The sequence below is a fragment of the Phreatobacter cathodiphilus genome (genome assembly GCF_003008515.1).
In the GTDB taxonomy this organism is placed as follows: domain Bacteria; phylum Pseudomonadota; class Alphaproteobacteria; order Rhizobiales; family Phreatobacteraceae; genus Phreatobacter; species Phreatobacter cathodiphilus.
The window spans coordinates 2,421,072-2,446,663 of the sequence record NZ_CP027668.1 but is presented as its reverse complement, the minus strand read 5'-3'; the positions used below and the strand labels follow the sequence as shown (position 1 = coordinate 2,446,663).

Annotated in this window: 23 protein-coding genes; 17 read left to right on the top strand and 6 right to left on the bottom strand. The window is 67.2% G+C overall.

Annotation, left to right across the window (positions count from 1 at the left end):
* Nucleotides 1-58 precede the first annotated feature (58 nt).
* The 8 genes from C6569_RS11925 to C6569_RS11890 all read left to right on the top strand — a co-directional run bounded on the left by C6569_RS11925 (nt 59) and on the right by C6569_RS11890 (nt 8,245).
* Nucleotides 59-760 (top strand): DUF1013 domain-containing protein, encoded by a 702-nt coding sequence (locus C6569_RS11925; RefSeq protein ID WP_106749055.1) that lies wholly within the window; start codon nt 59-61, stop codon nt 758-760.
* 89 nt (nt 761-849) lie between these two features.
* Complete coding sequence (gene chpT / locus C6569_RS11920; protein ID WP_106749054.1) at nt 850-1,506, top strand: histidine phosphotransferase ChpT; 657 nt, start codon at nt 850-852, stop codon at nt 1,504-1,506.
* A gap of 181 nt (nt 1,507-1,687) precedes the next feature.
* On the top strand, nt 1,688-4,384 hold the full coding sequence (locus tag C6569_RS11915; RefSeq protein ID WP_106751017.1) for a hybrid sensor histidine kinase/response regulator: 2,697 nt from the start codon (nt 1,688-1,690) through the stop codon (nt 4,382-4,384).
* Nucleotides 4,385-4,408: 24 nt separating this feature from the next.
* Nucleotides 4,409-4,867, top strand: a complete 459-nt coding sequence (locus C6569_RS11910) for a chemotaxis protein CheW (RefSeq protein WP_106749053.1) — start codon at nt 4,409-4,411, stop codon at nt 4,865-4,867.
* A gap of 27 nt (nt 4,868-4,894) precedes the next feature.
* Nucleotides 4,895-5,260, top strand: coding sequence for a response regulator (locus C6569_RS11905; RefSeq protein WP_106749052.1), 366 nt, complete (start codon nt 4,895-4,897; stop codon nt 5,258-5,260).
* Nucleotides 5,261-5,314: 54 nt separating this feature from the next.
* The gene (locus C6569_RS11900; RefSeq protein WP_215905745.1) at nt 5,315-6,502 is read left to right on the top strand and encodes a protein-glutamate methylesterase/protein-glutamine glutaminase; all 1,188 of its coding nucleotides are present in this window, start codon (nt 5,315-5,317) and stop codon (nt 6,500-6,502) included.
* Complete coding sequence (locus tag C6569_RS11895) at nt 6,499-7,377, top strand: CheR family methyltransferase (RefSeq protein WP_106749051.1); 879 nt, start codon at nt 6,499-6,501, stop codon at nt 7,375-7,377. The genes C6569_RS11900 and C6569_RS11895 overlap by 4 nt, the downstream gene beginning before the upstream one ends.
* 64 nt (nt 7,378-7,441) lie before the next feature.
* Nucleotides 7,442-8,245: a sulfite exporter TauE/SafE family protein gene (locus C6569_RS11890; RefSeq protein WP_245898082.1), complete on the top strand. Its 804-nt coding sequence runs from the start codon at nt 7,442-7,444 to the stop codon at nt 8,243-8,245.
* 67 nt (nt 8,246-8,312) lie between these two features.
* Here the strand turns inward: C6569_RS11890 and C6569_RS11885 are convergent, their stop codons facing one another.
* A complete protein-coding gene (locus tag C6569_RS11885) occupies nt 8,313-9,023 on the bottom strand; it encodes an outer membrane protein (RefSeq protein ID WP_181313731.1) in 711 nt (236 codons plus the stop codon).
* 393 nt (nt 9,024-9,416) lie between these two features.
* Here C6569_RS11885 and C6569_RS11880 point away from each other — a divergent pair, with 393 nt between their 5' ends.
* From C6569_RS11880 to C6569_RS11870, 4 genes are all read left to right on the top strand, one after another.
* Nucleotides 9,417-11,039: an acyl-CoA synthetase gene (locus tag C6569_RS11880; protein ID WP_245898081.1), complete on the top strand. Its 1,623-nt coding sequence runs from the start codon at nt 9,417-9,419 to the stop codon at nt 11,037-11,039.
* Nucleotides 11,040-11,138: 99 nt separating this feature from the next.
* Nucleotides 11,139-12,071: a Tle-like phospholipase domain-containing protein gene (locus C6569_RS21705; protein WP_146144788.1), complete on the top strand. Its 933-nt coding sequence runs from the start codon at nt 11,139-11,141 to the stop codon at nt 12,069-12,071.
* 120 nt (nt 12,072-12,191) lie between these two features.
* Nucleotides 12,192-13,841 (top strand): FAD-binding dehydrogenase, encoded by a 1,650-nt coding sequence (locus C6569_RS11875; protein WP_106749048.1) that lies wholly within the window; start codon nt 12,192-12,194, stop codon nt 13,839-13,841.
* Nucleotides 13,842-13,879: 38 nt separating this feature from the next.
* Complete coding sequence (locus tag C6569_RS11870) at nt 13,880-14,509, top strand: LysE family translocator (RefSeq protein WP_106749047.1); 630 nt, start codon at nt 13,880-13,882, stop codon at nt 14,507-14,509.
* A gap of 56 nt (nt 14,510-14,565) precedes the next feature.
* Here the strand turns inward: C6569_RS11870 and C6569_RS11865 are convergent, their stop codons facing one another.
* Nucleotides 14,566-16,272, bottom strand: coding sequence for a methyl-accepting chemotaxis protein (locus C6569_RS11865; protein WP_181313730.1), 1,707 nt, complete (start codon nt 16,270-16,272; stop codon nt 14,566-14,568).
* 327 nt (nt 16,273-16,599) lie between these two features.
* On the opposite strand from C6569_RS11865, the gene C6569_RS11860 reads away from it, so the two are divergent.
* A complete protein-coding gene (locus tag C6569_RS11860; RefSeq protein ID WP_106749045.1) occupies nt 16,600-18,507 on the top strand; it encodes a propionyl-CoA synthetase in 1,908 nt (635 codons plus the stop codon).
* Between the two features lie 74 nt (nt 18,508-18,581).
* Entirely contained in the window at nt 18,582-19,202 is a 621-nt protein-coding gene (locus tag C6569_RS11855) for a hypothetical protein (RefSeq protein WP_106749044.1), read from the top strand.
* 19 nt (nt 19,203-19,221) lie between these two features.
* Here C6569_RS11855 and cysK read toward each other — a convergent pair whose 3' ends face one another.
* Nucleotides 19,222-20,199: a cysteine synthase A gene (cysK, locus tag C6569_RS11850; protein WP_106749043.1), complete on the bottom strand. Its 978-nt coding sequence runs from the start codon at nt 20,197-20,199 to the stop codon at nt 19,222-19,224.
* A gap of 235 nt (nt 20,200-20,434) precedes the next feature.
* Between cysK and C6569_RS11845 the strand changes: the two genes are divergently transcribed.
* The gene (locus tag C6569_RS11845; RefSeq protein ID WP_106749042.1) at nt 20,435-20,917 is read left to right on the top strand and encodes a cupin domain-containing protein; all 483 of its coding nucleotides are present in this window, start codon (nt 20,435-20,437) and stop codon (nt 20,915-20,917) included.
* A gap of 204 nt (nt 20,918-21,121) precedes the next feature.
* On the opposite strand, the gene ctrA is transcribed toward C6569_RS11845, so the two are convergent.
* Nucleotides 21,122-21,823 carry a response regulator transcription factor CtrA gene (gene ctrA, locus C6569_RS11840; protein WP_106751014.1) on the bottom strand — a complete coding sequence of 234 codons (702 nt, stop codon included), beginning with the start codon at nt 21,821-21,823 and terminating at the stop codon, nt 21,122-21,124.
* 714 nt (nt 21,824-22,537) lie between these two features.
* Here ctrA and fliI point away from each other — a divergent pair.
* Nucleotides 22,538-23,854 (top strand): flagellar protein export ATPase FliI, encoded by a 1,317-nt coding sequence (fliI, locus tag C6569_RS11835; protein ID WP_106751013.1) that lies wholly within the window; start codon nt 22,538-22,540, stop codon nt 23,852-23,854.
* Between the two features lie 205 nt (nt 23,855-24,059).
* Nucleotides 24,060-24,479, top strand: coding sequence for a flagellar export protein FliJ (fliJ, locus tag C6569_RS11830; RefSeq protein WP_106749041.1), 420 nt, complete (start codon nt 24,060-24,062; stop codon nt 24,477-24,479).
* 66 nt (nt 24,480-24,545) lie between these two features.
* On the opposite strand, the gene C6569_RS11825 is transcribed toward fliJ, so the two are convergent.
* Nucleotides 24,546-25,394, bottom strand: a complete 849-nt coding sequence (locus C6569_RS11825; protein WP_106749040.1) for a metallophosphoesterase family protein — start codon at nt 25,392-25,394, stop codon at nt 24,546-24,548.
* A 75-nt stretch (nt 25,395-25,469) separates the two neighbouring features.
* A complete protein-coding gene (locus C6569_RS22390; RefSeq protein ID WP_281260346.1) occupies nt 25,470-25,592 on the bottom strand; it encodes a hypothetical protein in 123 nt (40 codons plus the stop codon).

Genomic DNA, 25,592 nt, shown 5'->3' with positions numbered 1-25,592 from the left:
CCCTCACGCTCCCGCCCCGGCCGCAGCCTCCGTCCGATCGACCCACAAGAGGCACGCCATGACCCAGCTTCTCATGCCCAAGGCGACAGCCGTCTGGCTCGTCGACAACACCGCGCTGTCCTTCGAGCAGATCGCCGCCTTCTGCACCCTGCATCCGCTCGAGGTGAAGGCGATCGCCGACGGCGAGGCCGCCCAGGGCATCAAGGGTGCCGATCCCATCATCACGGGACAGCTGACCCGCGAGGAGATCGCCAAGGCGGAGAAGGATCCGGCCTATCGCCTGAAGCTCGCCCCGCCCAAGGTGAAGCTGCCGGAGGTCAAGTCGAAGAAGGGCCCGCGCTACACGCCGGTGTCGCGCCGCCAGGACCGTCCGAACGCCATCCTCTGGCTGGTGCGCAACCATCCCGAGCTGAAGGACGCGGCCATCATGCGCCTCGTCGGCACCACCAAGCCGACCATCGCCGCGATCCGCGACCGCACCCACTGGAACTCGCAGACGCTGACTCCGATGGACCCGGTGACGCTGGGCCTGTGCTCGCAGATCGACCTCGACTTCGAGGTCAACCGTGCCGCCAAGGAGCGCGGCCCTGTCGACACCACGCCCGAGCAGACCCTGCTGCCCGCCGACCAGACGACGTCGGCGCCGGCCAAGTACGATCCCTTCGAGCGTGACGAGGCGCCCAAGCGCGAGGAGCGCTACGACGCCGAGAAGGTCTTCGCGAACCTCAAGTCCCTGCGCGACGACGACGACGAGGGCTGAGACCTCCCTTTTCCCGCCGCGCCCGACGTTGTAACCGGGTTCGCCCCACCTTCCGGGGCGGGCACGATTCGCATTCCGGAGACCGATCCATGGCCGATGCAGCACGCAGCCCGATCTCGCTCGAAGGGCTCGACCTCGCCGCCCTGGTGGCGAGCCGCGTCTGCCACGACGTCATCTCGCCGGTGGGCGCCATCGTCAACGGCCTCGAACTGATGGAGGACGGGGCCGACCAGGCGACGACGGAACTCGCCCTCGACCTCATCCGCAAGAGCGCCAAGACCGCCTCGGCCCGCCTGCAGTTCTGCCGTATCGCCTTCGGCGCGGCGGGTTCGGCGGGGTCGGCCATCGACACGCGCGACGCCCACCAGGTGGCGACGAACTTCCTCAACGACGACCGCACCAGCATCGACTGGCACATCCCCCCGGCCTTCCTGCCGAAGAACCGGGTGAAGCTGTTGCTCAACCTGCTGATGCTGGCGGCCGGGGCCATTCCGCGCGGCGGCGTGATCAAGGTGGAGATGACGGGCGAGGGCGACACCGCCGGCTTCGCCATCCTCGTCACCGGCCTCAACGCGCGCGTGCCCCCGCATGCCGCCGAGCTGCTCGCCGGCATCCCCGCCAACGAGCAGGGCACCATCGACGCCCATGCGATCCAACCCTATTACGCCGGTCTCCTGGCCCGTGCCGCGGGCATGACGGTGCGTATCGAAAAGGTCGAGGACCGGGTCGAGATCAGCGCCTCCTGAGAATGCGCCGAATTTTCTGTAAATTGATTAACCTCTTGTGAGGCAAACGCTTCTTCCGTCTGTACATTCGTTCCGACGGTAATTTCGCTTCAGCAAGCCTTAACCCTTTTCCCCGACACTCGGGAACATGAGGCAAGCCGTGATGTGGCTGGCCGGTGTTCTACAGTCCGGGTTGGGCGACATGGATGACTTGCTGCGCGAATTCCTGACGGAAACCAACGAGAGCCTCGATGTGGTGGACGTCGAGCTTGTCCGGTTCGAGCAGGACCCGAACAACGCCGCTATCCTCGGCAACATCTTCCGCCTCGTCCATACCATCAAGGGAACCTGCGGATTCCTGGGTCTTCCCCGTCTGGAAGCGCTCGCCCACGCCGCCGAGACCCTCATGGGCAAGTACCGTGACGGCGCCCCGGTGACCCAGCAGGGCGTCACCCTCATCCTCTTCACCATCGACCGCCTGAAGGAGATCCTCGGCGATCTCGAAGGCGCCGGCGCCGAGCCTGAAGGCGACGACGGCGACCTGATCTCCCAGCTCGAAGCCATGTCGATGGCCGCCGAGACCGCCCCCGCCGCCCAGAAGGCGCCGGAGCCGGCGCCCGCCCCAGCCCCCGCCGCCTCGGGCCAGACGCTGGAGCGCGCCCTGAGGCCGGGCGAGGTGTCCCTGGACGAGCTGGAGCGCGCCTTCCGCGAGACCGAGGCCGAAGTGGCGGCCGCGCCGCTGCCCGAGGTCGCCGCCCCGCCCGTCGCTCCCGAGCCGGCCAAGGTCGAGGTCAAGAAGCCGGCGGCCCGCGCCGCCAAGCCGGCCGCCGCCGCCGGCGAGGAAGACGGCGAGGGCGTCAAGGGCCAGCAGACGCTGCGCGTCAACGTCGACACGCTCGAGCAGTTGATGACCATGGTCTCGGAACTGGTGCTGACGCGCAACCAGCTCCTCGAGATCGTCCGCCGCCACGAGGATTCCGAGTTCAAGGTGCCGCTGCAGCGGCTCTCCAACGTCACCGCCGAGCTGCAGGACGGGGTGATGAAGACCCGCATGCAGCCGATCGGCAATGCCTGGCAGAAGCTGCCGCGCATCGTCCGCGACCTCGGCAACGAACTCGGCAAGCAGATCGACCTGGAGATGCACGGCGCCGAGACCGAACTCGACCGCCAGGTGCTCGACCTGATCAAGGATCCGCTCACCCACATGGTGCGCAACTCCGCCGATCACGGCTTGGAGCCGACCGAGCAGCGCCGCCTTGCCGGCAAGCCGGAGAAGGGCACGATCAAGCTCTCCGCCTATCACGAGGGCGGCCACATCGTCATCGCCATCTCCGATGACGGCCGCGGCCTCAACACCGACCGCATCCGCAAGAAGATCATCGAGCAGAACCTCGCCAGCGAGGCCGAGCTCGAGAAGATGACGGAAGCGCAGATCCACAAGTACATCTTCGCGCCCGGCTTCTCGACCGCTGCTGCCGTGACCTCGGTCTCCGGCCGCGGCGTGGGCATGGACGTGGTCCGCACCAACATCGATCAGATCGGCGGCACCATCGACCTGAAGTCGGTGCCCGGCGAGGGCACGACCGTCACCATCAAGATCCCGCTGACGCTCGCCATCGTCTCGGCGCTGATCGTCGAGAGCGCCGGCGACCGCTTCGCCATCCCGCAGCTCTCGGTCATCGAGCTCGTCCGCGCCCAGCAGAACTCGGAGCATCGGATCGAGCGGATCAAGGACACCCCGGTCCTGCGCCTGCGCAACAAGCTGCTGCCGCTCGTCCACCTGCGCCAGCTCCTCGGCATCGCCGGCGGCGAGCCGCTGGACGAGACGGCCGGCTTCATCGTCGTCACCCAGGTCGGCAGCCAGACCTTCGGCATCGTGGTGGACCAGGTGTTCCACACCGAGGAAATCGTCGTGAAGCCGATGTCGTCGAAGCTGCGGCACATCACCATGTTCTCCGGCACGACCATCCTCGGCGACGGCTCGGTGATCATGATCATCGACCCCAACGGCATCGCCTCGGCCATCGGCACCGACGTGTCGGCCGCCACCAACGAGACCGAGGCCGACGCCCGCCGCGGCAACGAGCGCCAGCTCATCTCCATGCTGGTCTTCCGCGCCGGCTCGCGCGAGCAGAAGGCCGTTCCGCTCTCCCTCGTCACCCGCCTTGAAGAGGTGGCGGTGGACAAGATCGAGCAGGCTCACGGCCGACACCTCGTCCAGTACCGCGGCGCCCTCATGCCGCTGGTTTCGGTGTCGGGCTACATGGAGCTCAAGACCGAGGGCAGCCAGCCTCTCCTGGTCTTCTCCGACTCCGGCCGCTCCATGGGCCTCGTCGTCGACGAGATCGTCGACATCGTCGAGGACGCCCTCAACATCGAAGTCTCGGCCGACGTTCCGGGCCTGCTCGGCTCGGCGGTCATCAAGGGCCAGGCGACGGAAATCCTCGACATCGGCCACTACCTGCCGCTGGCCTTCGAGGACTGGTTCAAGCGCAAGGAGATGCGCATCGAGGCGCTGACCCGCAAGCTGCTTTTCGTCGACGACTCTCCCTTCTTCCGCAACATGCTCACGCCCGTCCTGAAGGCGGCCGGCTACGACGTGGTCACTGCGGCGGGGGGCTCGGAAGGGCTCGACATCCTGAAGAACGGCGACAAGTTCGACGTCGTCGTCTCGGACATCGAAATGCCGGAGATGAACGGCTTCGAGTTCGCCGAGGCCATGCGCTCGGACAAGCGCTTCGCCTCCACCCCCGTCATCGCGCTGTCGTCGCTCACCAACCCGGCCGCCATCGAGCGGGCGCGGGTGGCCGGCTTCCACGACTATGTCGCCAAATTCGACCGTCAGGGCCTCATCGCGGCGCTGAAGGAAACCTCCAACGAAATCGCCCAGGCGGCGTAAGTCACTTTGCGTGAGGATCTGTCCATGCAGACCACCAGCGACGACGTCACGGAATATGTGACCGTGCTGATCGGCGGCCAGTTGTTCGGCCTGCCCATCTCCCGCGTGCAGGACGTGTTCATGCCGGACCGGCTGACGCGCGTGCCGCTGTCCCACCCGGACATTGCCGGCGTGCTCAACCTGCGCGGCCGCATCGTCACCGCCATCGACATGCGCATCCGCCTCGGCCTGGCGCGCGAGAAGGACGCCAAGCCCGCCATGGCTGTCGGTATCGAGTCGCGCGGCGAGAGCTACGGGCTGCTGATCGACTCGGTCGGCGAAGTGCTCAAACTCTCGCCCGAGAGCCGCGAGCAGAACCCGATCAACCTCGACCCTCGTTGGTCCCGCGTGTCGGCCGGCGTTCATCGCCTGGACGGCCAGCTGATGGTCATTCTCGACGTCGATTCCGTGCTCGCCATGGGCGGCGAGCAGATGGCTGCCTGATAGTGTTCAAAGCGTAGGACCAAGCCGATGAAAACCTGCCTCGTGGTCGACGACAGCTCGGTGATCCGCAAGGTCGCCCGGCGCATCCTGGAAGGCCTCGGCTTCGCCATCGAGGAGGCCGAAGACGGGCAGAAGGCGCTGGAATTCTGCTACGGCACCATGCCGGAGGCGATCCTCCTGGACTGGAACATGCCGGTCATGGACGGCTACGAGTTCCTCAGGGAGCTGCGCAAACTGCCCGGCGGGCAGGCGCCGAAGGTGGTCTTCTGCACCACCGAGAACGACGTTGCCCATATCGCCCGGGCGATGCATGCGGGGGCGAACGAATACATCATGAAGCCCTTCGACAAGGACATCGTCGAAGCCAAGTTCGCCGAAGTCGGCCTGATCTGATCCGTCGCGGCGCAAGCCGTCCACTCCCGCGTTCAAGTTCCGAGTACCGGCGTTATGAGTCTCGCGTCATTCAAGGCAGCCCCAGGAGGGGCGGTGCCCACTGCCAGCGACCCCATCAAGGTGATGGTGGTCGACGATGCGGTCGTCGTCCGCGGCCTGGTCGGTCGCTGGATCGCCGACGAGAGCGACATGACGCTCGTCGCCTCGCACCGCTCCGGGCGTGAGGCCGTCGCCGACATCGCGAAGAAAAGCCCCGACGTCGTCATCCTCGACATCGAGATGCCGGACATGGACGGCCTGACGGCGCTGCCGCTGATCATCGCGGAGAAGCGCGACGTCATGGTGCTGATGGCCTCGACGCTGACGCGCCGCAACGCCGAGATCTCGCTGAAGTGTCTCTCCCTCGGTGCCGCCGACTACGTGCCGAAGCCTGAGACCAATGCCGGCGTCACCACCTCGCCGGCCTTCAAGCGCGAGATCCTGGACAAGGTCCGCGCCCTCGGCCGCCGCCGCAAGATTGCCGGCAAGGTGTTTCGCGCCGCTTCCTCGGGGGGCAGCGCTCCGGCGGCGCCTGGCCGCGTCGCCGCGCCTTCCATCGCCCCGCAGTCGATCGGCTTCAACGAGCCGAACTTCAAGCTGCGGCCTTTCGGCACGACCATCCCGAAGGTGCTCACCATCGGGTCCTCGACCGGCGGGCCCCAGGCGCTGACGACCGTGCTCAAGGCGCTCGGCTCCTTCCTCGACCGCGTGCCCGTGCTCATCACCCAGCACATGCCGCCGACCTTCACCACCATCCTCGCCGAACATGCCTCCAAGGCCTCGGGGCGCCCCGCCGCCGAGGGGCGCGACGGCGAGCCGGTCCTGGCCGGCCGCATCTATGTGGCGCCGGGCGGCAAGCACATGGTGGTCAAGAAGACCGGCGGCACCACCGTCATCCATCTGGAGGACGGTCCGCCCGTCAATTTCTGCAAGCCGGCGGTGGACCCGCTGTTCACCTCGGTGGCCCAGGCCTGGGGTGCCCAGACCTTCGCCTGCGTGCTGACCGGCATGGGCCATGACGGCGCGCACGGCGCCGGCGACATCGTCGCCGCCGGCGGCAGCGTCATCGCCCAGGACGAGGCGACGAGCGTCGTGTGGGGCATGCCGGGAGCGGTCGCCCAGGGCGGCCATGCCTCGGCGGTGCTGCCGATCGACCAGATCGCCCCGAAGATCATGCGTGTTTTCTCCGGAGACCGGTCGTGACCCCGCTCGATTACGACTTCCTGCGTGGCTTCCTGAAGAGCCGGTCGGGCCTGGTCCTGTCCAACGACAAGCAATATCTGATCGAGAGCCGGCTGATGCCGATCGTGCGCAAGCACGGGATGACCGGAATCGGCGACCTCGTCCAGAAGCTCAAGGCGCCCGGCGCCGAGTCGCTGGCAGCCAAGGTCACCGAGGCGATGACCACCAACGAGAGCTTCTTCTTCCGCGACAAGACCCCCTTCGATCATTTCAAGGAGGTCATGCTGCCGGCCATGCTGAAGGCACGCGCCGCCAAGCGCCACGTGCGCATCTGGTGCGCCGCCGCCTCGACCGGCCAGGAGCCCTATTCGCTGGCGATGATCCTCAAGGAGATGGGCGCGCAGGTCGCCGGCTGGCGGTTCGAGATCATCGGCACCGACCTCTCGGGTGAGGTGCTGGAGCGCGCCAAGGCCGGCGTCTACAGCCAGTTCGAGGTGCAGCGCGGTCTGCCGATCCAGATGCTGCTGAAGTATTTCGTCCAGAACGGCGACCAGTGGACCATCTCGCCGGAGATCCGGTCGATGGTGCACTACCGGACGCTGAACCTCTTGAACGACTTTTCGGCGCTCGGGCAGTTCGACATCGTCTATTGCCGCAACGTGCTGATCTATTTCGACCAGCCGACCAAGATCGACGTGCTGAACCGCACCGCGCGCATCACCGCACCGGACGGCTACCTGCTCCTCGGTGCGGCGGAGACGGTGGTGGGCCTCACCGACTCGTTCAAGCCCATCGCCGACCGTCGCGGTCTCTACGCGCCGGCGGTCAAGGCTCCCGCGGCGGCCCCGGCGGCGGCCGGCAAGGTTTTCGCGGTGGCGGGCGGCCGGCCGGTCTGACCGGCTCCGCAACCGGAACGTGACCAAGGGCGCCGCGAGGCGCCCTTCGTCTTGGTGCCGGTCGATGATGGAGCTCGTCCGCCGCGCCCGCGGCGGCGCCAGGCAGTCGGACGACATGATCAGCGATCCCTTCTTCTACGTCGTCGCCGTGCCGGCGGTCATTCTTTACGGCCTGTCGAAGGGCGGGTTCGGCGGCGTCGCCATCCTCTCCATGCCGCTGCTGTCGCTGGCGATCTCGCCAATCCAGGCCGCCGCCATCATGCTGCCGGTGCTGATGGTCCAAGACGTGGTGACCGTCTGGAGCTACCGGCGCACCTGGGACCGGGCGACGCTCATCCATCTCGCCCCGGGAGCGCTCGTCGGTATCCTCGCCGGCTATCTCTTCGCCGCGCAGGTTTCGGAGCCGGCGGTCCGCATCATCGTCGGGGTGATCGCGGTGGCCTTCTGCCTCGACCGCTGGCTGCGGCCTCACCCCGCCGGCGGCGCCAGGCCGCAGAACTGGCTCTCGGGGACCCTGCTCGGCACGCTGAGCGGCTATACGAGCTTCGTGATCCATGTGGGCGGCCCGCCCTTCAACATGTATGCCCTGGCCCGCGGCCTGCCCCGCGACGTCTTCGTCGGGACGGCCGGCCTGTTCTTCGCCGCGGTGAACCTCGTCAAGGTCGCGCCCTTCGTGGCGCTGGGCCAGCTCACGCCCGGCAACCTCGCCACGGCGGCAACCCTGTTCCCGCTGGCCGTGCTCGCCAATATGGGCGGGATCTGGCTGGTCCGGCGGATGCCGACCGGGCTGTTCTACCGGATCATCTATATCCTCACCTTCGTCGTCGGCTGCGTGCTGCTCGCCGGCGGGGTGAGGGCGGTGCTCTAAGGGCGGCAACGAAAAAGGGCCGCCCGAAGGCGGCCCTTTCCGTGATCGGTCCTTGCGGACCGGATGATCAGTAGCGAGCGACGACAGCCGACGGGCCGGTCGAGAACAGGTAGTTGATGCCGAGCTTCACCGTGTGGATGTCGGTGCGGACACGGTCGTTGGCCGTGATCACGTTCCGGCGATCGCCGAAGCCGTAGTACATGTACTCGACCTTGGCGGTCCAGTTCGGGGTGAAGGCGTACTCGACGCCGGCACCGAGGGTGTAGCCAGCGCGCGTGGAAGACGCCGAGAACGTCGCAGGCACCGACGCGTCGAACACGCGGTCCTGGAAGGTCGCGATGCCGAGACCGCCCGTGACGTAGAACAGGGCGCGGTCGGCGGCGAAGCCGGCGCGGGCACGAACCGACGACAGGAACGGGATCGAAGCACGGTAGGTGTCACCGCCGCCGAGGTCGTAGGTACGACGCATGCCGCTGGCGGCGACGTCGGCCTCGAGACCGAAGACGAACTGGTTCATCTGCCAGTTGTAGCCACCCTGGATGCCGCCGAACACGCCGTTGGCGGTCGTGCTGCCGTTGGCGAAGGTGCCCGTGAAGTCGGTGTAGCGGGCCTGGCCCCAGCCGAAGCCGACGTGGGCGCCGAGGTAGAAGCCGGTCCAGGAGAAGGACGGGGCGTAGACGGCGGCGGCGACCGGAGCGCGCGGGGCACCGAGGTCGGCGGCCTGGGCGCCGGTGGCGAGAGCGGCGATAGCGGCGCTCGCAAGGAGGAATTTCTTCATGGGGACAGTTCCTTGTGTCATTTTCGGCCGTGGGCGACCCACTGCCATGCCTCTCGATGCCGTTGTCTGCGATGCCCCGGCGACCCCCTCCTTCGCCGCGACATCGCGTTTAACGATGACCTCGGGATACAGGCCAATGGTTACAAATCAACTCCCATCCGTGTGAACGCGGGGGCTTCCAACACGGTGGCACGCACGCGGCGCTCGGCTGTGTCCTGGCTGCAACAATTGCCGTTACGGAAGGCGGTATCATGATGCAACCTTTTGACAATATGGCGAAAATCGGGCGGGCCGGGGCGCGGTATCTCCGTGCCGAACGGAGGGCGTTGAACCCCGGCGACTCGCCGCCTACCGTCTCAGGCCGGAAACGCCTGCAGCATGAAGGAGGCCGCCATGAGCGCCTATGATCGCGACCTCGACAAGAATCCCGCAAACTACCAGCCGCTGACCCCGCTCAGTTTCCTGGAACGGTCGGCGCGGGTCTTTCCGGATCATCCCGCCATCGTCCATGGCCGCATCCGTCGCAGCTATCGCGACTTCTACGCCCGGTCCCGGCGCCTCGCCTCGGCGCTGGCGAAGGCGGGGGTCGGCAAGAACGACACGGTGGCGGTGATCTGCGCCAACACGCCGGCCATGCTGGAGGCCCATTACGGAGTGCCCATGTGCGGGGGCGTGCTCAACACGCTCAACACCCGCCTGGACGCGCCCATCATCGCCTTTTCGCTGGACCACGGCGAGGCCAAGGTCTTCATCGTCGACCGGGAGTTCTCCAAGCTCGCGAAGGAGGCCCTGGCCCTCGCCAAGGTGAAGCCGCTCGTCGTGGACTACGACGATCCCGAATATGACGGGCCGGGCGAGCGCATCGGTTCCGTCGAGTACGAGGACTTCATCGCCGGCGGCGATCCGGACTATGCCTGGCAGCGGCCGGCCGACGAGTGGGACGCCATCGCGCTCAACTACACCTCGGGGACGACCGGCAATCCGAAGGGCGTCGTCTCCCACCACCGCGGCGCCTATCTCCTGGCGCTGGGCAACATCGTCACGTGCGGCATGGCCAAGCACCCAGTCTATCTGTGGACGCTGCCCATGTTCCACTGCAACGGCTGGTGCTTCCCCTGGTCGATCTCCGCGGTGGCGGGCACCCATGTCTGCCTGCGCTGGGTGCGGGCCAAGGCCATGTACGACGCCATCGCCGACCAGGGCGTGACGCATCTCTGCGGCGCTCCGATCGTCATGAGCCTGCTGCTCAACGCGCCGGCCGCGGAGAAGCGCGAGATCGGCCGCACCGTCTCCTTCTTCACCGCCGCCGCGCCGCCGCCGGAGGCGGTGCTCGCGGCGATGAAGGCGGCGGGATTCGACGTGACCCACCTCTACGGCCTCACGGAGACCTACGGGCCCTCGGTGATCAACGACTGGAACCGCGACTGGGACGGCCTGTCGAGCGCCGACTATGCGGCCAAGAAGGCGCGGCAGGGCGTGCCCTATCCGGTTCTCGAGGGTATGACGGTGATGAACCCGGAGACCATGGAGCCGGTGCCGGCCGACGGCGTCACCCTCGGCGAGGTGATGATGCGCGGCAACGTGGTGATGAAGGGCTATCTCAAGAACCGCAAGGCGTCGGACGAGGCCTTCGCCGGCGGCTGGTTCCACTCCGGCGACCTCGGCGTGCTCTATCCCGACGGCTATATCCAGCTCAAGGACCGCTCCAAGGACATCATCATTTCCGGCGGCGAGAACATCTCCTCCATCGAGGTGGAGGACGTGCTGTTCAAGCACCCGGCCGTGCAGGCGGCCGCCGTCGTCGCCAAGCCCGACGACAAGTGGGGCGAGACGCCCTGTGCCTTCGTCGAGCTGAAGCCGGGAATGAGCGCCACGGCCGAGGAGATCATCGCCTGGTGCCGGCAGAACCTCGCCGCCTTCAAATGCCCGCGGACGGTCATCTTCACCGAACTGCCGAAGACCAGCACCGGCAAGATCCAGAAGTTCGTGCTCAGGGAGATGGCGAAGGGGGCGTGACTTTATAGTTGCGCCTTGATGCGGTGCACGTAAAAATAGCGGCCTCTGGTGAGAGGGGCGCCAATGCGTGTGTATTGTTCCGTGCGAGCCGGGCTCTGCTTGCTCGTCGTATGGGCCGCGATGTTGGCGACTGGAGCCCAGGCTCAAGAAACCCCGGCATTTCGTTGCTCAGCTGGTGTCGTAGCAGGCATCGACGAGGTGTTCTCCAACGGCAGAAACTTCAACCGCGAGAAGGTGGGACAATCCTATCCAGTATTTGCCGCTGCCAGCTACGATGTCTACGTGGACCAAGCAACGGGACAGCGGAGACGTTTCGTCGTCGCCGACAATGACAGCGCCGTCCGTGGCAATTTCGGGCAAACCGGATGGCAGTTTGTCGAACGATATGACGACAACAACCGAAGCGGTCTTGTCTATGACGTATATTACAAGGATGAAGGAAACCGAGTTTTATATCTCGTGGCTTATCGAGGTACGGAAGGTGTTAGAGACTGGATCGCCAATTTCTCTTGGCTCACACAGTGGTTCAACGTCAATGATCAGTACAGGTTGGCACGCGTACGTTTCGCATCCATTGTAGCTGCAGCGCATCGACATTCAGGTGGACGTCCTCTGGCATTCATTACAACCGGACATTCCTTGGGTGGCGGCCTTGCCCAGCACATAGCCGGGCGTTATCCGTGTGTATCTGCCGTCGTTTTCAACTCGTCGTTTGTCACCAATGACCTGCTCTTTGGCGGCATCAAGCCCACGGTGGTGCAAATCTACGAGGATAACGACGTCTTTTCATTCCTGTCGTCAAAATCGGACAATCAAGGGCCGGTCCTTAGGTATAGAATGAATGCGAGCACGCGTGGCGAGTTTCAACACTCGATGGAGCGGCTCGCCGCCGGAATTATGCGGACTACACTAGCGTGCCGGCTGAGATCGGATTGTGAGGTGCGCGGTTCGATCGATCTGGCAGCCACGCTATACTGTCGTCGATACTTATCCCTGCGGCAAAGAACCGATACTGTGTGCAGAGCAAGGTGATCGTCTCGGCGAGGCGTATTTGTTCAGTTGCCCGGCCCCCCTTGAATCGCGGCGCCCGCCCGCGCAGGCTTCCGTGATCGAGAGCGCCCGGGGCAAGGGCGCCCGCGACGGGGGAAACGCATGGATGCCGACGTCATCGTCGTGGGGGCGGGGCTCGCCGGCCTCGTCGCGACCGCCGAACTCGCCGATGCCGGCAAGCGGGTCATCCTCCTCGACCAGGAGGGCGAGCAGAACATCGGCGGGCAGGCCTTCTGGTCCTTCGGCGGCCTGTTCTTCGTCGACAGCCCCGAACAGCGGCGGATGGGCATCCGCGACAGCCTCGACCTCGCCCGGCAGGACTGGGAGGGCTCGGCCGGCTTCGACCGGCCCGAGGACGAATGGGGGCGGCGCTGGGCCGAGGCCTATCTCGACTTCGCTCATGGCGAGAAGCGCGCCTGGCTCCACGCCCAGGGCATGCGCTGGTTCCCGCTGGTCGGCTGGGCGGAGCGGGGCGGGGGCCTGGCCACCGGCCACGGCAATTCGGTGCCGCGTTTCCACGTCACCTGGGGCACGGGCCCGGCCGTCATCGCACCCTTCGAGCGGCGGGTGAGGGCGGCGCAGGCGCGCGGCCTCGTCGACATGCGGTTCCGCCACAAGGTCGATGCGCTGACGACCAGCGGCGGCGTGCCGGACGGCGTCGCGGGCGAGATCCTCGCGCCGACGACCGTGGCGCGGGGGGCCGAGAGTTCACGCGAGCCGGTCGGCTCCTTCGCGCTGAGGGCCCAGGCGATCCTCGTCACCTCCGGCGGCATCGGCGGCAATTTCGACCTCGTGCGCAAGAACTGGCCGGCTCGCCTCGGCACCCTGCCGGACTTTCTCGTCTCCGGCGTGCCGGCCCATGTCGACGGCCGCATGCAGCTCATTACCGAAGCCGCCGGCGGGCGGATCGTAAACCGCGACCGCATGTGGCACTATGTCGAGGGCATCCGGAACCACGATCCGATCTGGCCGCACCACGGCATCCGCATCCTCCCCGGCCCCTCCTCGGTCTGGCTGGACGCGACGGGCAGGCGCCTGCCGGCGCCGAACTTCCCCGGCTTCGACACGCTCTCCAGCCTCGAACACATCGTGAAGACCGGCCACGGCTATTCGTGGTTCGTGCTCTCGCGCGCCATCATCAAGAAGGAGTTCGCGCTCTCCGGCTCGGAGCAGAACCCTGATCTCACCAACAAGTCGATCACCGGCATCCTGTCGCGCCTCGGCAAGGGCCTGCCGCCTCCCGTCCAGGCCTTCATGGACAAGGGCGCCGACTTCATCGTCGAAACCGACATCCGCGCGCTCGGACGGCGGATGAACGCCCTCGTCGGCACCGATCTCATCGATCCCGAGGCGCTGGAGCGGGAGATCGCCGCGCGCGACCGGGAGATCGACAACCCCTTCGCCAAGGATATGCAGGTCATCGCCATCCGCGGCATGCGCGGCTATCGCGGCGACCGGCTGATGCGGACCGCCCCTCCGCACAAGATCCTCGACCCCCGGAACGGGCCGCTGATCGCGGTGAAACTCAACATTCTCACCCGCAAGACGCTGGGCGGCCTGCAGACCGATCTCGACGGGCGGGTGCTGCAGGACGGTGGCGACGCCCTCGGCAACGTCTATGCGGCCGGCGAGGTGGCCGGCTTCGGCGGGGGAGGGGTCCACGGCTACCGGGCGCTGGAAGGCACGTTCCTCGGCGGCTGCCTGTTCTCGGGCCGCACCGCCGGGCGGGCGATCGCGAGGGCGGTGGCATAGGTTGGGCGCTCGCCGATTCCTTTCAACCGGAACCCCACATGCACGGCATCCACGACTTTTGGCTCTTCGTTCTCGCCGGCCTGCTGCTCAACGTCACGCCCGGTCCCGACATGGCCCTGGTCATGGGTCGTGCCATGCGAGACGGCGCCCGGGCCGGCGCCGTGGCGGCCCTCGGCATCGGTGCCGGCGCCTTCGTCCATATCGCCTCGGCGGCCGTGGGGCTGTCGGTACTGATCGCGAGTTCGGCCCTCGCCTTCACCGTCGTCAAATGGCTCGGTGCTGCCTATCTCGTCGTCGTCGGCCTGAGGATGCTGCTGGCAACCCCGGCGGCCGGGGTGATGGGGGCGACGCATCTGCCGCCGTCATCGCTGCGGACCGTCTTTCTGCAGGGGTTTCTGACCAACGTGCTGAACCCGAAGGTCGCGTTGTTCTTCCTCGCGTTTCTTCCCCAGTTCATCGACCCTGCCGCGCCGTCCAAGGCCGCAGCCTTCATCGCGCTCGGTCTCGTGTTCAATCTGACCGGGACCGGATGGAACCTGGCTGTCGCTTGGGCTGCCTCGCGCATGGCGCGGCTCTCGGCCTTCACCGCGGTCCGCGCCTGGCTTGACCGCGTTCTCGGAGCCCTGTTCCTCGGCCTCGGCATCCGTCTGGCCTTGGCCGAGCGCTAGAATGCAAAAGGCCCTCCCGCGGGGGAGGGCCTTCCGGCTTCGTGGAGGAAGACAGATCAGGCGGCGCGGATGGTCGCCAGGAACTTGTCCAGCTCGGTCTTGAGCGAGCCGGCCTGGGCCGAGAGCGTGTCGGCCGCCGACAGGACCTGACTGGCCGCGGCGCCCGTCTCCGACACCGCATGGGAGACCCCGACGATGTTGGTGGAGACCTCGCCGGTGCCGGCCGAGGCCTGCTGGACGTTGCGGGCGATCTCCTGCGTCGCGGCGTTCTGCTCCTCCACCGCGCTGGCGATGGTGGCCGAGACGGCGCTGATCTCGCGGATGACGCTGGCAATGCCGTTCATGGCCTCGGCGGACTGCCCGGTGGCCTGCTGGATGCCGCTGATCTGCGAGGCGATCTCGGTGGTCGCCTTGGCGGTCTGGTCGGCGAGGCTCTTCACCTCGGCTGCGACCACGGCGAAGCCCTTGCCGGCCTCGCCCGCCCGCGCCGCCTCGATCGTGGCGTTGAGTGCGAGGAGGTTGGTCTGGGAGGCGATGTTGTTGATGAGTTCGACGATCTCGCCGATCTTCTGCGACTTGGCGGCGAGTTCCTGGATCATCTGGGCCGAGGAGTCGGCCTTGGCGACGGCGCTGGTCGCCATGCCGGCCGACTGCTCGACGCGGCTGCCGATCTCCCGCACCGAGGCCGAAAGCTCCTCGGTGGCCGAGGCGACGGTCTGGACGTTGGTGGAGGCTTCCTCCGAGGCGGCGGCGACGGCGCCGGCCTGACCCGACGCCTCCTCGGCGGCGTTGGAGAGCGTCTGGGCCGCGCCCTTCAGCTGCGCCGCGGCGGAGGAGACATGGGTGACGATGCCGCCGACGGCGCGGTCGAAATCCTCGGCCATGCGGTGCATCAGAGCCTTCTGTTCCTCCTCGCTGCGGGCCTTGGCGGCCTCCTGCTCCTCGCGCAGGTGCAGGGCCTCGAGGCCGTTGGCCTTGAAGGTTTCCGCGGCGCGGGCGATGTCGCCCACCTCGTCCTTGCGCTGGGTGCCGGGGATGGCGACGTCGAAGCGGGCATTGGCGAGGTCGTCGAGGCAGTTCGTGAGCTGGCGGATCGGCGAGGAGATGCCCATGCGGCCGATCAGGAGGCCGAAGACCGCGCCGATGACGAGGGCGGCCACGGCGATGCCGAGGAGCAGCGTCTGCATCTGGTCGGCCATCGCGTAGGCGGCCTTGGAGGTCTCCTCCGCCCGGGCCTGTTGCAGCTGGGTCAGCTCCCGCAGGGCGACGCGCGCGGCCATATAGGCGTCCGCCGAGGCGAGGGCCGAGCGGGCGATATCATCCTGCTGCTCCAGGGTGGGCATGCCGGTCACGCGGGCGGCGAGTTCCATGGTCTGCTGGACCATCGGCAGGTATTTCTGCAGCGCCGCCTCGGCCTTGGCGACGGAGGCGAGGATCGCCGGGTTCGTCGCCTGCCGGAGAGCCGCCAGGCGGGTCTGGATCGCCTTCAGGTCCTCCTCGACGATCGCAGCATTGGTTGCGATGGTTTCCCGCTTGGGGTCGGTGGCGATGTAGAACTGTGCCCTCGACAGGGCGGCGAGGCCGCGGTTCACCACCACGGCATCGAAGGCCCGGCTGGAGACGGTCGCAGCCTGGGCGCTCTCCGTCTGCAGTTGTTCGATGGCGTAGTAGCCCAGCGCTCCGATCACGATGGTGATGATATTGAGCGACATCACCAGGCCGAGAACCTTGGCCGAGATGCTGAAACGTCCGAGTATCGACATGGAAGTTGGCCCTGTGGCGCAGATGAGACGACCATCAGGACATGAGGCCGGCAGGGTTAACGTTTCCATACGGAATGGTGCGCTGCGGTATCCCGCGGTTGCATGGCTGGATTCTGCAATCGCCTTGACTCTGCGGCAGCCGATCCGTTCCGCTACGGAGCGCCGCCGTCCGACGAAAGTCTGCCGCCGCCTGTGTCCCTCGTCCGGGGGCAAGGTAGTTGCGTCGCGCCGGTCGCCGGTGGCAAATGCGCGAACCCCCGAGACGAACAGCGGCCGGAACGGACCTCAGGGTCCGGCCAGAGCCGCCTCGAGGCGAGGAGATGCCCCATGGATGCCCGAGCCCCCTCCCGCTACGGTGAGGTCTATGCCGCCTGGAAGGCCGATCCTGCCGGCTTCTGGGGCGAACAGGCCAAGGCCGTCGACTGGATCACGCCGCCGCGGGCGGTGTTCGATCCGGACCAGGGCGCCTATGGCCGCTGGTTCGTCGGCGGCGTCTGCAACACCTGCCACAACGCCGTGGACCGCCACGCCGCGAGCCGCCCCGACCAGGCCGCCATCATCTACGATTCCCCGGTCACCGGCACGAAGCGCCGCATCAGCTACGCCCAACTCAAGGAGGAGGTGGCGACCTTCGCCGCCGTGCTCCAGGACCTCGGCGTGGAGAAGGGCGACCGCGTCATCGTCTACATGCCGATGGTGCCGGAGGCGGCGATCGCCATGCTCGCCTGCGCCCGCATCGGCGCCATCCATTCCGTGGTCTTCGGCGGCTTCGCGGCCAAGGAGCTCGCCACCCGCATCGACGACTGCCACCCGAAGGTCATCGTCTCCGCGTCCTGCGGCATCGAGGGGTCGAAGGTCGTGGCCTACAAGCCGCTGCTCGACGGCGCCATCGACCTCTCCGTCGCCAAACCGCAGGCCTGCGTGATCCTGCAGCGGCCGCAGGCCGACGCCTCCCTGGTGCCGGGTCGCGACCACGACTGGGCCGGGCTCGTCGCCCATGCCCGGGCCGCCGGGCGGCAGGCCGACTGCGTGCCGGTGGCCGCCACCGACCCGCTCTACGTGCTCTACACATCCGGCACCACGGGCAAGCCGAAGGGCGTGGTGCGCGACAACGGCGGGCACATGGTGGCGCTCGCCTGGTCAATGGCGAACCTCTACGGCATGCGGCCCGGCGACGTGTTCTGGGCAGCCTCCGACGTCGGCTGGGTCGTGGGCCATTCCTACATCGTCTATGCGCCGTTGATCGCCGGCGTCACCTCCATCCTCTACGAGGGCAAGCCCGTCGGCACGCCCGACCCCGGCGCCTATTGGCGGGTGATCTCCGAGCACGGGGTCAACGCGCTGTTCACGGCCCCGACCGCCTTCCGCGCCATCAAGAAGGAGGATCCCAACGCCGAGCACCTGAAGCGCTACCAGTTGCCGACCTTCCGCACCCTGTTCCTGGCGGGCGAGCGGGCCGATCCCGACACGGTGGTCTGGGCGGAGACGATTCTCGGCGTGCCGGTGATCGACCACTGGTGGCAGACGGAGACGGGCTGGTGCATCGCCGGCAACCCGGTCGGCCTCGGCGCGCTGCCGGTGAAGCCGGGCTCGCCCACGGTGCCCATGCCGGGCTACGACGTGCGCATCGTCGATGAGGGCGGGCGCGACCTGCCGGCGAACACGATGGGCTCCATCGTGGTGAAGCTGCCGTTGCCGCCCGGCTCCTTCCCAACCCTGTGGCAGCAGGAGGAGCGCTTCCGCGAGAGCTATCTCGCCCAGTTCCCGGGCTACTACTCGACCTCGGATGCCGGTTTCGTCGACGACGACGGCTATCTCTACATCATGGGCCGCACCGACGACATCATCAACGTCGCCGGTCACCGCCTGTCGACGGGCGGCATGGAGGAGGTGCTCTCCTCCCATCCCGACGTCGCCGAATGCGCCGTCATCGGCATGGCCGACCAGCTCAAGGGCGAGGTGCCCTGCGGCTTCGTGGTGCTCAAGGCGGGCGTCAACAAGCGGCCCGACGAGGTGGAGAAGGAGCTCGTCGCGCTGGTGCGCGAGAAGATCGGCCCGGTCGCCGCCTTCAAGCTCGCCATCGCCGTCTCGCGCCTTCCGAAGACGCGCTCGGGCAAGATCCTGCGTGGCACGATGAAGAAGATCGCCGACGGCGGCGAGTGGTCCATGCCGGCGACCATCGACGACCCCGCCGTGCTGGCCGAGATCGAGGAGGCACTGAAGGACAGGCGCTGAGGAGGCGTCGCCGACGCAGATGACAAATACCGGCGGCTGCTGCACGCTCGATGCCATCCGAATCGGAGGGTTGCATGCGGTGGTCTCTGCGCGGCGCGGTTTTGGCCTGCGTCCTCTTCGCCGCCGCCCCTGCCGCTGCACAGCGGCCGGCGCCGTCGAGCGGCAGCGCCGCCTATGACCGGCTCGATCTGAAGACGCCGGAATCGGCGCTGCGCACCTTCCTGACCGCCTATCGCCGCGGCGATTACGTCACGGCCTTCTGGGTGCTGACGCCCATCAGCCAGACCGCCTTCTACACCCATCTCGCGCGGTTCGATCTCAGCCGGGTGGCGCGTGTGCCGGCCTCCAGCGCCTACATGCACGCGGCCGAGATGATCCCCGCCCCCAGCCAGATGGACCAGACGGACATCAGTTTCGTCTTCGCCCACGCCATGACCGTGGCGCGGCGACTCGATCTCATGCCGCTCAATCTCGCGGGCATGCCGGAGGACATGTCGCCTGCCAACATGCCGCGGCTCGGCAACCGAATCCAGCTGACGGACGGCAAAGTGGAGTTTTCGGTGCCGCTGCAGGCCTACCGGTCGCCCGTCGTGTTCCGCATGGTGCAGGCAGCCCATGGCCGCTGGCGGCTGGAACAGATCCTGCCACCGGGCGGTGCCGTGGATTCGCTGCCTTTCGGCCTGCCGACCGAATAGCCGGCAGGGAAGGGCGCGCTCAGAGCCCCTCGAACAGCGCCGTGGAGAGATAGCGCTCGGCGAAGCTCGGGATGATCACCACGATGGTCTTGCCGGCATTCTCCGGCCGCTTGCCGAGCTCCAGCGCGGCGTGCACGGCGGCGCCGGCGGAAATGCCGGTCGGAATGCCCTCGGTGCGGGCGAGTTCGCGCGCGAGGGAGAAGGCCTGGTCGTTCGATACCTGCACCACCTCGTCGATCACCTCGCGGTCGAGGATGTCCGGAACGAAGCCGGCGCCGATGCCCTGGATCTTGTGCGGGCCGGGATTGCCGCCCGAGAGCACGGGCGAATCCGTCGGCTCGACGGCGACGACCTTCACGCCGGGCTTGCGGCCCTTCAGCACCTGGCCGACGCCGGTGATGGTGCCGCCGGTGCCGACGCCGGAGACGAAGATGTCGACACCGCCCTGGGTGTCGTTCCAGATCTCCTCGGCGGTGGTGTGGCGGTGGATCTCCGGGTTCGCCGGGTTCTTGAACTGCTGGGGGATGACGGCGTTGGGGTTTTCGGCCGCCAGTTCCTCCGCCTTGGCGACGGCGCCCTTCATGCCCTTGGGGCCCTCGGTCAGCACCAGTTCGGCACCGAGCAGCGCCAGCATCTTGCGCCGCTCGACCGACATGGTCTCGGGCATCACGAGGACGAGGCGGATGCCGCGGGCCGCCGCGACGAAGGCGAGCGCAATTCCGGTATTGCCGGAGGTCGGCTCGATGAGCACCGTGTCGGGGGTGAGCTTGCCGGCAGCATCGAGGGCATCGATCATCGCGACGCCGATGCGGTCCTTGACCGAGGCGATGGGATTGAAGAATTCGAGCTTGGCGAGGATGGTCGCCCCGGCGCCATGGGCCTTTGCCAGGCGGTCGAGGCGGACGAGCGGTGTGTCGCCGATGGTCTCGGTGATGGAGGCGTAGATCCGCCCGCGTCCGGGCTTGCGGGTCTTGTCGGGCGAGACGTGCGCGGTCATGGAGGGCTCCCTCTGCTAGGCCCCAAATCTAGCCCCCATAAGAAGGAATTTCTACGAGACAGGCCTGTCATCACCAAATAAGGGCGACTGTTTCTCCATGGCGGGGCTTCTTGGAAGGATTTCATCTCGATTCGGTGCGGCGGAGCAGGTCCGTCTCTCGCATGGGTGGTCTTCCCTGCGGCTTCTCGACGCCAGCGGCAGCCGCCGCCACATTCGTGGTCGAGGAGGTTCGTCCATGACCGACACGCATTCACGGCCCAACGCCGTGCGCGCCACCGATGTTCCGCCGCGCACCAAGCCCTCCAATTATCCCGAGCCATTCTTCTCCCGCATGGCGGGTCGATCCAAGCGCCAGCTCGGCCACCTCTTCGGCCTGACCAATTTCGGGGTGAACCTGACGACGCTCGCGCCCGGCGGCGTGTCGGCGCTCCACCACCGCCACACGACCCAGGACGAGTTCATCTACGTGGTGGAAGGCGAGATCATCCTCGTCACCGATGCGGGGGAGACGCGCCTCACGTCCGGCATGTGCGCCGGCTTTCCGAAAGGCGGCACGGCCCATCACCTCGCCAACCGCTCGGCGGGGGAGGCGAGCTATCTGGAGATCGGCGACCGCAGCCCCGACGACGTGGTGACCTATCCGGACGACGACATCGCCGCCACCCTGGCGCCGGACGGCCGCTGGGTGTTCACCCACAAGGACGGCACGCCCTATTGACGGCGGGGGGCGTCGGCGGATCGTGCCCTGTCAGGTGCCGCCGCCGGCCCCGAGACGACAAAAAGCCCCGCGCGGTTTCCCGGCGGGGCCCTCGTCGTCTGGCGGCATTTCATCCGTACTCGCCAGACTATCGGTATGCTGTTTGCCAGTCGGTGGTGACGGGCTTGTGACGTGGTTGCGGCGAAATTATTGCGCCGCGCCCGCTCAGGCGGGGATGCGCTCCTCGGCCTCGTTGGGCTCGCGCAGCACGTAGCCGCGGCCCCAGACCGTCTCGATGTAGTTCTTGCCGTCGGAGGCGTTGGCGAGCTTCTTGCGCAGCTTGCAGATGAAGACGTCGATGATCTTCAGCTCGGGCTCGTCCATGCCGCCATAGAGGTGGTTGAGGAACATTTCCTTGGTCAGGGTCGTGCCCTTGCGCAGCGAGAGGAGCTCCAGCATCTGGTACTCCTTGCCGGTCAGGTGGACGCGCTGGCCGGAGACCTCGACCGTCTTCTGGTCCAGGTTGACCAGCAGGTCGCCGGTGGTGATGACCGACTGGGCGTGGCCCTTGGAGCGGCGCACGATGGCGTGGATGCGGGCGACGAGCTCGTCCTTGTGGAAGGGCTTGGTCAGATAATCGTCGGCGCCGAAACCGAGGCCGCGCACCTTGTCCTCGATGCCGGCGAGACCGGAGAGAATCAGGATCGGCGTCTTGACCTTGGCGACCCGAAGCGACTTCAGCACTTCGTAGCCCGACATGTCGGGAAGGTTGAGGTCAAGAAGAATGATGTCGTAGTCGTAGAGCTTGCCGAGGTCGATGCCTTCCTCGCCGAGGTCCGTCGTGTAGACGTTGAAGCTCTCGGACTTGAGCATCAGTTCGATGCTCTTCGCGGTGGCGCTGTCATCTTCGATCAACAGAACGCGCATGCCCATCCCCTTCCGCTGACCCAAAACCGGCCATTCCGCCACAGATGACGAAACAGCCGCTCGGCAAAGCGATCCCGTGCCTCCGCCGCCGCGCGGAGGGCGCTTGGGATCCGTCCCCGTTCACTGATTCGACGTTACGCCCTAATGGTTAACAAACTGTGATTCGCAGGGGCAAGAGTCCTCGCAAAATATTTCTGCGACTCACTCCAACCCTCTGCCGAATCGACCATTTCGGCCGTCTCGTCGTCTCCGGTTCCTGCCATCCCGCGGCCAGGGCCCATCGTGGGTCGTTCCAAATGAACCCTCGGCGGCCGCGGATGCCTTTAATCGGCTGATAGGGATCATTAACGGGGCGGGTTAAGGAAGGGTTACCCGCGAGGGCGCAATGCGGGCGCCGGTTGCCTTTACTTTGACTCGCATTGGCCCGTGATCGTTAAACTTCGGCGGCTTTTCGGGCCCATCGCGGCGGCAAGGGGCCCCAATCGGCAGCTCTCCGGGGAAGGGACAGGCGCTGACGATGGGCAGGTTCTACCGGGGTCATGGTTAACGGCGGGTAAAGATTGCCGGGGGATCCTCGCAATTCGCCACATCGTTGGTAGCGGGCGGCGGCGGACCCGGCAAAATCTGCCGCATGGTGTTTACCGGAGCCCGTCCGTTAACGCTTCATTGACCATGACGGCGGGAATGTGGGGGCCCGTCACGGATTTCTCATTCATGCGCGCCCTCGCCGACCACATCGCCGACATCGATTCCGTCTCCATCTACGGCCGCGTCTCGGGCGTGCGCGGCCTGATGATCGAGGCGGCGGGGCCGATCCACGCCATGTCGGTCGGCGCGCGGGTCACGGTGGAGACGGGCTCCCGGCCGATCCCTTGTGAGGTCGTGGGCTTTGCCGGCGACCAGGCGCTGCTCATGCCCTTCGCCGGGCTCGAGGGCGTCAGACGCGGCTGCAAGGCCATGGTGTCGCTGGCCCCCGCTGCGGTGAGGCCCAGCCAGGGCTGGCTCGGCCGGGTGGTCAATGCGCTGGGTGAGCCTATCGACGGCAAGGGCCCGCTGCCGCAGGGCGGCTTTCCCATGCCGTTCCGCGCCGATCCGCCCTCGGCCCACACGCGCCGGCGCGTCGGCGCCCCGCTCGACCTCGGGGTGAGGGCGCTCAACACCTTCCTCACCTGCTGCCGGGGCCAGCGCATGGGCATCTTCGCCGGCTCCGGCGTTGGCAAGTCGGTGCTGCTGTCGATGATCGCCCGCAACGTCGAGGCCGACGTCTCGGTGATCGGGCTGATCGGCGAACGCGGCCGCGAGGTGCAGGAGTTCCTGCAGGAGGATCTCGGCGCGGAGGGCCTCGCCCGCTCCGTCGTCGTCGTCGCGACCTCGGACGAGCCGGCACTGATGCGCAAGCAGGCGGCCTATCTCACCCTGTCCATCGCCGAATATTTCCGCGATATGGACCAGCAGGTCATGCTGATGATGGATTCGGTGACGCGCTTCGCCATGGCTCAGCGCGAGATCGGCCTCTCCGCCGGCGAGCCGCCCACCGCCAAGGGCTATACGCCCACCGTCTTCTCCGAACTGCCGCGGCTGCTGGAACGCGCCGGGCCGGGTCCGGGGGAGGGCGCCATCACCGCCATCTTCACCGTGCTGGTCGACGGCGACGACCACAACGAACCGGTGGCGGACGCGGTGCGCGGCATTCTCGACGGCCATATCGTCATGGAGCGCTCCATCGCCGAGCGCGGGCGCTATCCCGCCATCAACGTGCTGAAGAGCGTGTCGCGCACCATGCCGCGCTCGGCCGATCCGCAATACTGGCCGGTGATCCAGAAGGCCAAGCGGACCCTCGCCACCTATGCCGACATGGAGGAGCTGATCCGGCTCGGCGCCTATCGCCAGGGCTCCTCCGCCGAGGTCGACGAGGCGATCCGCCTGCAGCCGGCGCTGGAGGCCTTTCTCGGCCAGCGCAAGGAGGAGGTCGCCCATATCGGCGAGGGCTATCGCCGGCTCGCCCAGATCCTGGACGGTGCGTCGGCGTGATGGGTCGGGGAAATTCCCCAATGAATGGCGCGACTTATGAACGCTTGTTTACCATGAATCGTGCTTTCCGGAAACGGAATCTCAACCTCGTGGGCCTAGCTTCAGTTTTCATTAGGGGTAAGGCAGCCGGCTTCCGGGTGCCGCGGACGACCGTGGGGCATGTGTGTGTCCCGCGGAATAAGGGGACTTCTGGGAGTACGAGTCGATGAAGTCGCGAGAGACGTTGATCCGCCTGAAGCGCTTTCAGGTCGACGAAAAGCGCCGCCAGGTCGCGCAGATCGAGATGATGATCGCCGAGTTCGAGCGCATGGCGAACGAACTCGACCGTGAGATCGTGGCCGAGCAGACCCGGGCCAATGTGCATGACCCGGCGCACTACGCCTATCCGACCTATGCCAAGGCGGCGCGCCAGCGGCGCGACAATCTCATGGGCTCGGCAGGCGAACTGAAGGGCCAGCTCGACGACGCCAAGGCGGCGCTCGCCGAGGCCTTCGAGGAGCTGAAGAAGGTCGAGATCCTCGACGAGCGCGAGAGCGCCCGCGACCGTGCCGCCGACGCGGTGCGCGAGCAGGCGGAAATGGACCGCATCGGTCTTTCCAGACGTGGCGCCTATCTCGGCGCTTGAGACGCCGGGATATGGCGGGTTTGCGCAAGGCGCGGTGAAAGCCGCGCCTTTCGCATGTCCAGAAGGTCAGGCGACGGGGCGCCGCTCCACCGCAACCTGAAAGGCGCCGGGCTCGCCTTTCACGGTCACGAGGTTCCAGGCGGCCGGCTCGGCCCGCCCGCCCGGCGCGGCGGAGGCCGAGGGCACGCCTATGACCGGAATGGGGCCGGCCGGCCCGCGGATCTCGCGCAGTGTGCCCTGGTGGGTATGGCCGTGGAGCACCGCCTCAGCGCCGACCTTCGCCAGCATGGCCGCGAGCTCCCGGTGGTCGCCGAGGCGCTTCTGGAAGCCGATCTCGAAGGGCGGGTGGTGGATGAGGACGAGGCGGGCGAGGCCCTGCCGGCCAAGCGTCTCCAGCTCGTCCGCGAGCGCCGCGATCTGCCGGTGCCCGAGGAGGCCGGTTGCCAGGAAGGGCGGCGTCGGCACCCCGCTGTTGACGCCGACGAGGGCCACGGGCCCGCGCACCCGCGTGTAGGGGAAGGCATAGCCGCCGTCCGTCTCGGCGACGCCGTCACCGAGAAACCAGGGCCGCCAGTGATGGACGATGCCGGGCACCGTCTCGCGCATATAGGCGTCGTGATTGCCCGGCACGAAGCTGACCCGCTCCGGCGGCCCGATGCGCCAGAGCAGCGTCCGGGCGGCCGTATATTCATCGGGGAGGCCGAGATTGATGAGGTCGCCGGTGACCGCGACATGGTCCACCCCAGCGCGGACGACGTCGTCGAGCAGCCGGTCGAGAACGTCCATCCGGTGATGGGTCGCGCGGTTGCGCCGCCAGTTGAGATAGCCGGTCAGGCGCTTGTTCATCAGCGCCCGCCAGCCGGGTTCCGGCAGCGGGCCGATATGCGGGTCGGAGAGATGGGCGAGGCGGAACATGCCTCACCCTATGCGTGAGCGGTGCGGTGCCTGTCCAGCGGCCCCGTAGGGAGCGCGGTCAGAGACGGGTGCGGCTCAGCTGCGGGCGTACCAGATGCCGAGGGCGGCGGCGGTGGCGCCGTCACGGATCTCGAGCGAAGGCTGCCAGTGGAAGGTCGGACGACGCTTCAACAGCGAGGTGAGGAGGGAAATGAGCAT